Origin of the sequence: Psychrobacter sp. TB67 (assembly GCF_000511065.1) — a bacterium.
In the GTDB taxonomy this organism is placed as follows: domain Bacteria; phylum Pseudomonadota; class Gammaproteobacteria; order Pseudomonadales; family Moraxellaceae; genus Psychrobacter; species Psychrobacter okhotskensis.
The window spans coordinates 1-8,874 of the sequence record NZ_AYYA01000020.1 but is presented as its reverse complement, the minus strand read 5'-3'; the positions used below and the strand labels follow the sequence as shown (position 1 = coordinate 8,874).

Below are 8,874 nucleotides of genomic sequence, written 5' to 3'. Positions count from 1 at the left end.
TGAGCTATGCTGAAGAAACCGTACAACTAAACTTGGTAAACTAAGCGTATTCACAGGAGTTTACCATGACCAAGAAAATCAGAACTTACAGCACAGAATTTAAAGCAGAAGCCGTTAAGAAGATAGCAAACAATAATGGCAATATCTCAGCGACCGCAAAGCAGCTTGGCATCGCCATGCAGACCTTATCTAATTGGCATAACAAAGCCAACCAAGGCAAGCTTGTAGGAACAGAGCAGTACGATCCACAGCTCATAGCCGTGATTGAAGAGAACAAGCGCCTCAAACGACAGCTTAAAGTAGCCGAAGAGGAACGAGAGATATTAAAAAAGGCGACGGCGTACTTTGCAAAGCACAGCTAGTCAGGTACGCCTTTATCAAAGATAACCAGCACTTCTTTAGCATCACCACTATGTGCCGTGTGCTAAAGATTAAGCATTCAAGTTACTACGACTGGCTGAGTCGCGATATCAGCGAGCAGCAGATACATCGCAACCATTGCGAGCTACTCGTTAAAGCCGCTCACAGTGAAAGTAAAGAACGTTATGGTTATGAACGTTTGCATGCAACGCTCACCGAGCAAGGCCATGACATTAGCCTATACATGGTTAGAAGCATTAAAGAGGAACATGGCATCAAATGCCGTCGCCACAAGCGCTTTAAAGTCACTACCGACTCCAATCACAACAAGCTGATCTATCCAAACGTACTGGATCAGAAGTTTGATGCCAGTCGCCCTAACCAAGCGTGGGTCAGTGACATCACCTATATTTGGACACTTGAGGGTTGGCTGTATTTAGCAGGCGTTAAAGACTTATACACTAAAGAGCTTGTCGGTTACGCTATTAACAAGCGTATGACCGCAGATTTAGTATGCCGTGCACTCAACATAGCGATTAAGAACAAACGACCCAGTAAAGGGCTAGTCGTTCACTCTGATAGAGGCAGTCAGTACTGTAGTCATGCCTACCATAAGATCATCAAGCAGCATCAGCTTACAGGCTCAATGAGCGCTAAAGGTAACTGCTTTGATAACGCACCTATAGAGAGCTTCTGGGGCGTATTAAAGAATGAGTTAATATATCATCAGGACTATAAGACCAGATTTGCCGCCATTACCGATATCATTAGATATATCGAGTTGTACTACAACCAAACGAGAATTCAAAAGGGTTTAGGCTATAAATCGCCAAGACAGGTGTGGTTTGACTATTATCGTCAGGCTGCGTAACTAAAATCTCCCAAGTTTAACTGTACGGATTTGACGGCAGGGGTCAATTTGATGTTGAAAATATAGAGAGTACTCCAGAGCTGCCTGCTAATGATTACATTTGCAACAAAGGTGCTAACTGTAAAACTTTGTCAAGCTTTATTCGTATACCTGATCCAAATAAAGAAATTGCTACTTTATGGTTTGCATACAGTCCAGTCAAGTGGACAAAAAAGCTATTAAATCAACGCAAAAATGATAGGAATTCGAGTATTGAAGCTCTTCGAGAGGGTTACGGTATGATCTCATTTGATTTAGCTAGATATCGTAAAGAAGGAGGAATGTATGGCGGAGCTATTAGAGGTATAGGTTGGAATATAGTGGATAAAGCAAAACCAAACCCTGTTGCTCCCGATAGAGTTTTTTTACCGATTGAGTATCATGGTAGACTATTTACTAATCCACTGACTAAGAATAACTATCAACCTGATAGAACATCTGAATTTAAAACGTTTGTTGGTGAAATATGGAGTACTTATAATGATGATTCTTACGAAATGTTTGCTATCTCTATAATAGATCCCATAGGAAAATTAATTGATTTAAATGAGTTTATGATACAAGCTCAACTAGCTTCTCGGCCTACTGTAGATGAAGTATATCGTCATACAGTAGCGACGCTTATTAATACCTTGAAAGATAATATAGATGAGAAAGCGAAAACCGATGCGCAGCAACATATAGATAGAATCAATGAACATACCGAACTGATGCGACCTATGCCAAGGTGGGAAGGAGATGGCCCAAGCGACGCAGAGCAGCGAGCAGAAGAGCAAAGACGTCAAGAGGGTGCTTCAAGGTACTTGCAGCGTCAACGACAATTAGCATGGTCAAGCTATAGTAATCTGATTCGTGAAAGCGAGATGGATAGTTGGCTTGCAAACTTTGAAGCAATATCTAAACAACGTCAAAATGAGCTTAACACCTTGTTAAAGACATTAGCTACCGCTTATAAAGAAGTGTTCGAAGACGAAAATCTAAAAACGACGATGTCTCACTGCTTCGACAAGGAAGATGAGATAAGTTGCATTTATTATACCCTTACCGTTCAGCAATTTTTAGGATCAACGGCTACCGTCCCTATGTTGACTGATTTATATGATGAATACTTATCCAAAAAAGCAGCAAGCGATGAAGATAATTATTTAGCACGTGCTTTAGCATTTAATCAAGATCAAGTCCTCAATCACATTGAAGGGCTTCCAGCCATCACGGCAGGATTTACCACAAGTGAGATTGCAACCAATTCATGGTCGGGACTATTATATACAGGTTCGGCTGCTATATTTGGTAGATATGATGCTATTGCTGATCAAGTAGGAATCACTATTGGGTTAGCCGAACAGCTTGCCGTACCGTTTATGAAGAACTATCGAACAGGTCAAACTTTATCTGGACTCATGCTTTCCCAGAAAGAGTACCTATTTGGTTATCATCATGAAAAAGCCCTGATTATAGTCAAAGGACAAGGAAGCTATGCTGATGCAAGAAAAGCGCTAATGAACGGTATTATGCACATCGCAGGAGATGGAAGTTTACCTACTAAAATACGTGAAAGTGTCGATCAAGCACTCAAGACTTCAGGGGAGTCTGCCAGACTCAATAAAACCATTAGTCAAAACTTCATCTACTATATAGATAAAAATCAACTCAGAGCAGGAATGAATGTCTATCAGAATAGTAGTAAAGTCTATTCTGACAAAAACACGTTGAGACAGGTAATTGATCAGTCAGTTAATATGACCTCTGGACTATATGACCAAAGTTATAAGGATTACAAACGTTTTGCAGATATTACCAATCGAAGAGTAGATCTAGCGGTCAGAACTCACTACTTCGGTGCAATGCTACAAACTGTGGCATGCGTCTTTTTAGTCAGTGCATTTTTTCAAGCAAAAACTCAAGAGGATAGACTAGTAGAAGGCAGTAAGGCAGCCGCAGGATTGATGGTGTTGTTAGGCGGTAGTTTAGAAATGCGCGGTAATGCCAGCAAGCTATTGGCAAGTGAGCTTGAATTAGCAAAAGGTGCTGGTCAATCTGTAAATGCTAAAAAATTGTCTGATGCTACTCGTCAAGCTAGTCGATTATCAAATGGTGCAAGGCTATTAGGTATCGGCGGGGCGGCAATATTTGCAGGATTTGATATAAAGTCGGGTCGTGATGCCAAAGAAAATGATAATGAAACTATGATGTGGGCTTACTATGGTTCAGCAGCCACTGGTGCTGGCTCAACGTTGCTTCTGACTTTAAGTTTAGGAGCAACTGCAACAGGTGTTGGTGTCGTTTTACTTATTGGTTTTATCGGTATTAACCTATTCATTGGCTATTGGAAAAAGTCAGGAATGGAAAATTGGCTCAATCTTAGTGTTTGGGGGATCGAGAATGCTGACTGGTCACTTGAGCACACGTTAGAACAGTTTGATCGTGCTGTAGTTGGTGATGATATTGATCTTGAGGATAATTAAGTGATAGATATTAATGGCAGGAACCCTTTTGCAAAACTATCCTATAAAGAAGTTAATAAAAAGCTAGATGAGAACTTTAGCATGGGTTTAGGCGGAAGGGTTCAAGAGATTCGTGATTTTAAATGGTTAGATAAAACGCATTATTATGACGTACCACTTTATCCTCAGCGTACCGTCGTACAGTTTAACTCCACCTATATGGAGTTAACAGGACGTCAAGATAGAATACGCGGGGATGTCACGTTTGGCAGTTTGTTTTTTTTAGGATTGATATCTGGTGTTATTTACTTGGGTTTTGTTATATTGTATGACGAGTTTTTAACAGGTTCTTTTTTATTGGGGATGCTAGCTAGTAGTATAACGTTAGCCTTTATCGTTGCCTTTATTTATTTACTCGCTTTACTCTCAACAGAGTTATTTACCTACACTTATCTACCTATTCGTTTTAATCGTAAGACACGTAAGGTTTATGTTCGCCAAGCCAATCGACAAGTACAGGTTTTTGATTGGGATGACCTGAAATTCTATATGGGCACTACCTACAAAGACGGTGGTGATGTGCGTGGTATCACACTTGCTGATGATGGTGTGACGATTACTGGTATGTTTAGCTTGCCCTTTGTCAGTGATTTAACAGCTAAAGAAATACTAGGTGGAACACAACTGAAACAACATTTTGAACTTGTGCGCCGCTATATGGAAGGCGATGATGAGCAACTTATAGAAGTCAAGAATGCTATTCGCTATATTCATCCCGTGCATAAAAAAAGAGAAACACCATTAGTATCCTTTCAGCGAGCTACACTAGCCGCTCTTGATTCAGATGAAAATATGGAATATCCAAAGCAGGCATTAAGACTGCATTGGACACATTTAGCAGTCATCATACAACTATGGCTACGCTATCTAGGACGCCTACTCTCTATCAACACCAGTATTACCCCCAAATTTAGTCCTGAGATTGAAGCTGAGAGTCAGATCGACCCGAATGATCCGCACGATCTAAACAAATATCTGCCCGAAGGCAATATAGAAGACGCCAATCAGCCTATTTGGAAAAAGCTGACATATAGTATTTTGCTTATTTTATTTGGTATCGTCATGTTATTCGTTTTTGCATTTTTTATTGATATGATAGGGGCAATTAAAGGCTACGACACAGGGCTAGCCTATAAGCTACTGCATTTGTTTCATTTAGTGTGATTAAATTTTTTACTATGCATATGATTGCTTAGAAAAACAAGAAGGCTGTGAATGCAATTACGCGACGACTTCGCCAAACATATCAGTGAGCTTAACAATCCTATTGACCGTCCCTATACCACCAGTATAGACAAAAGCTTATTAGAGAGTACTGAAGATATTGAACATCTTAATAAAGAAATTCACGACGTCAATCCTGATTACTTAACATTCCTACCTGCGTACTTTTGGGTGTTTTATTTTGCTATTGGTTGGGTTTACTTTTCTTCTTTTATGTTTTCTGTCGTTTTTACCTTACTGTTCATACTAAATATCGATTTTGTACTATCTGGCTTTACAATGTCTTTTATAGTATTGGGCATTCTTATGTTTATAGTATTCTGTACACCTCTAATCCTACTTCTCTATCAACTCATTAGAAAGTACTTCATTCGCACCCAGTATTACTTTTTAAAAAAAGAGCAAAAGATAGCCTACTACTATCGTCCACTGATGAAGTTTAGAAAGCCTTACGAGCTTAAAGTAGTCGACTATAAAGACGTACGCCCAGACTTGCATCTGGACAAATATAATCAAGCGTACACACCACTCAATCTCTACGTCGCTGATCCTGAGACAGGGGACATTACCCATCATTTAAAGCTTGAGGATTATAGAGTCAACCCACGAGTGCAATGGGCATTTATTCGTACCTATATGGAACGTCCAGCGGATGAGCTGCCAATAGACAGCGAACTCTGCCAAGCATACCCTGCGGATACCAGTAAATCACTTTTTGCTTGCGCTGATATTATCTATCGCAAAAACGGCATACTGCCTAGTGATCATTCTGGCGGTGGTCAGATCATGGTCTTTATAATAGGCTCAATAATAGCTTTAGGTAATCTATTTCAGGCTAATCATTACCAATGCACCAAGCGAGCCATCTTACATCCTGACGTGCAAAAGCTTTTGACATGGAACGGTCAAAACAACCCGTATCCGATACAGCCCATAACTGATGAAGCCAAATTAGCCTTTGACGGTAAAAATTGGGAGGTTAATGTCAGATGGGTATGTATCATACTCATCAACGTTGGCTTATTTGTATGGGCAGTGGTGGCTTATAATAGCTAGCAAAAATTGCTAACTACATATTGTATAACTATGATCTTACCTGTTCCCCCTATACCTCCTGTCGGTAAAATACTCAGTCGCCCTTATGAGGGCAGCATTCCTAATTTTAAAGAAAAAAATGCAAGTATAGAGCGGCTGAGTAAGCTTGCTCATGAGGTGAATCCTGATTATTTATTATTTCATCCCATTATTAACTCTATTCAAAATGTATGGTTTTTAGCATCATATAGTTCATTATGGTTGTTTGGGCAATTTATGTTTATTATTTACGCTATGTTTAATGCGGTAATAAGAGAAGGGATCTTAATTCATTATTTTTATGCAGTTATATGTCTGATTGCTATTTTTATTTCTTTTTTTACTGCCCCTTTCTTAACCCTAAAGCAACTAAAAACAAAGCAATCTCGCTACCATAAAATACTGCTATTAAAAAACACTCAACAAATCGCTTATTATGAGCACAAGCGTAAACAAGACCCTATTTTTCATTTAATTAATTATAAAGACATCACAGCCTCCATAAGGCGTAATGAAGGTTTAGTGTATGAAGTACTGAATCTACATGTCATAAATAACACGACAGGAGAGCCAAGTATATCTATTAATTTTGAAGATATGCAACTCAGCCCTTACGACCAATGGACGTTTATCCGTACCTATATGGAGCGTCCCGCAGACGAGCTACCGCTTGATCCACGATATGCCCACGCGTGTCCAACAGATATCAGCACATCGCTACTCGCCTGTGCCGATATTGCTCAAGAGAAAAAAGACAAGGGTCTGACTGGACTACAACATGAAGTGACCTTTATGGGTTGGTTGCGCGCTTGTACCGTCAGTTACTTAGACTTGGCCGAAGGCAATATCTATCAATCGAGTGCCAATCCTGCCTTACATCCTGAAGTGCAAAGACGGCTCATGTGGGACGGTGAGCACAATCCGTATAACATCCTACCTGTCACAGAAGAGCGCAAGGCCGCCTTTAACAATCAAAACCGAAAAATGAAAATAAAATGGTACTCAGGCATTGCAATTAATGTCATATGGTTTGTCGGGTCGATATTGTATGTGATGCTGGTGATTGCCTAGATGAAAACTGATTAGCCAACGTCGATTAGACAGTACGAGACCAATACACGACAAACCCTTAAATAAATATTCTTAATAATTAAAAATCAATAGCGAGCCATTCTAATATGGATGTACTACCTACCCAAGATACAGCCAGTATTACCTTATTACCCAGGCCCTATAGTAACGTAGTGGATATAGAAAAAGACCATCCCAATATGCTGTACGTGGCAAAAGATGTGCGAGGCATCACCCCTTATGCACTAACCTTTAATGATGTGGGCAGTAGCATGCTGAATGAGGGTGGGCTGATAATGATTATTGGCCCTTTAGTCTTGTTTATTATTATGATACCAGCACTTCTTATTGACCTTTTCTCTGAAGGTCTCGTGGAGATAGTACTTGGTATAGTTCTAATACTAATGTTTTTTGTTCTCCCTGTTTCACTTTTACGCAAAGTCTCTAAACTCACCGATAGTGACTGTAGTGGCATAATAAAATTGGACAGCTTCTAAGAGGTTATAATAACCCAAAGAAGGAAACTAGTATGACCAACAATCGCAATCAATATACCCGAGAATTCAAGCTTGAAGCCATCAGCTTAGTGACTGAGCATAAGCGTAAAATACCTGATGTAGCAAGCTCACTTGGCATTGGCAAATCCACCCTGCAGAAATGGCTGAGTCAGTATCGACAAGAAACGAATGGCCAAGCACCTAAAGTCGGCAACGCTTTAACGGATGAACAGCGCGAGCTACAAGAATTGCGTAAGCAGGTTAAGCGACTCACTATGGAGCGCGACATATTAAAAAAGGCTTCTGCTCTGCTGGCCTTGGACAGCCTGAACGGCTATCGCTGATAAGCAAGCTTGCAGAGCAAGACAAAAGCGTCAGTAAACGCCGACTATGTGACTTATTTGGCATCATTAAAAGCAGCTACTACTATGGCACACAGACTAAGCCTATCGATATTGAACGTGTCAAACTCAAAGCCTTGATACGTCAAATATTCAATGACTCCAAACAATCAGCTGGGGCTCGCACCATTGTCGCCATCCTGTGGAATGAGCACAGTATTAGGCTAACGCGTTACTTAGCTGCCAAGATTATGAAGCAAATGAAACTGGTCAGTTGCCAGCTCAAGACCCACAAATACAAGCACGCTGATCAGGAACATAAAACCCATGACAACCTTTTAAAACGCAGATTTAGCCCAACGGCGCCCAACCAAGTCTGGACGGGCGATGTCACTTATATTCGCATTAAAGGCGGCTGGTGTTACCTAGCCGTTGTTTTAGACCTGTACGCCCGTCGTGTGGTGGGCTTTAGTGTCTCAGACTCACCCGATAGTATTCTGACAGGTAACGCTCTGAAAATGGCGTATCAGACGAGACTCAAACCAAGTGGTGTGTTATTTCACTCAGATCAGGGCACGCATTACACCAGTAAGAAATTTGCTGAATCAATCGATGATTGCGACGGTATGACACAGAGTATGAGCCGTCGTGGAAATTGTTGGGATAACGCCCCAACTGAGCGCTTCTTTAGAAGCTTCAAAACAGAGTGGATGCCAAAGGGCGGTTATGAGAATATCGCTGAGGCTAAAAGTGCCATTAGTGATTATATCTGGGGCTACTATCAAACCGTGAGACCGCACACTTTCAACAATTATTTAACACCAGCTGAAACAGAAAGACGTTACTTTAATCAAAACCTCTTATCAGGTGTCCTAAATTAGTTGACCACTACA

At 40.6% G+C, this 8,874-nt stretch carries 7 protein-coding genes; all 7 read left to right on the top strand.

From position 1 onward, the window contains the following. The first annotated feature begins 65 nt into the window (after positions 1 to 65). Positions 66 to 1,231 (top strand): IS3 family transposase gene (locus W293_RS0103035; protein WP_156915624.1). Its coding sequence is split into 2 segments (ribosomal slippage): positions 66 to 324 and positions 324 to 1,231, totalling 1,167 coding nucleotides; the frame shifts between segments, so codons are not numbered across the junction. A gap of 20 nt (positions 1,232 to 1,251) precedes the next feature. After that, complete coding sequence (locus tag W293_RS0103030; protein ID WP_319802575.1) at positions 1,252 to 3,735, top strand: T6SS effector BTH_I2691 family protein; 2,484 nt, start codon at positions 1,252 to 1,254, stop codon at positions 3,733 to 3,735. Next, the gene (locus tag W293_RS0103025; protein ID WP_025651039.1) at positions 3,736 to 4,938 is read left to right on the top strand and encodes a DUF6708 domain-containing protein; all 1,203 of its coding nucleotides are present in this window, start codon (positions 3,736 to 3,738) and stop codon (positions 4,936 to 4,938) included. It abuts the gene before it with no gap. Positions 4,939 to 4,989: 51 nt separating this feature from the next. After that, complete coding sequence (locus W293_RS0103020; protein WP_025651038.1) at positions 4,990 to 6,054, top strand: DUF6708 domain-containing protein; 1,065 nt, start codon at positions 4,990 to 4,992, stop codon at positions 6,052 to 6,054. A 30-nt stretch (positions 6,055 to 6,084) separates the two neighbouring features. Then, on the top strand, positions 6,085 to 7,143 hold the full coding sequence (locus W293_RS0103015) for a hypothetical protein (RefSeq protein ID WP_025651037.1): 1,059 nt from the start codon (positions 6,085 to 6,087) through the stop codon (positions 7,141 to 7,143). A gap of 107 nt (positions 7,144 to 7,250) precedes the next feature. Continuing rightward, positions 7,251 to 7,640, top strand: coding sequence for a hypothetical protein (locus tag W293_RS0103010; protein ID WP_025651036.1), 390 nt, complete (start codon positions 7,251 to 7,253; stop codon positions 7,638 to 7,640). A gap of 32 nt (positions 7,641 to 7,672) precedes the next feature. Beyond that, a protein-coding gene (locus tag W293_RS16010) for an IS3 family transposase (protein WP_101210725.1) occupies positions 7,673 to 8,862 on the top strand; the annotation gives its coding sequence in 2 pieces (ribosomal slippage) (positions 7,673 to 7,931 and positions 7,931 to 8,862; 1,191 coding nt in all). Positions 8,863 to 8,874: the final 12 nt, after the last annotated feature.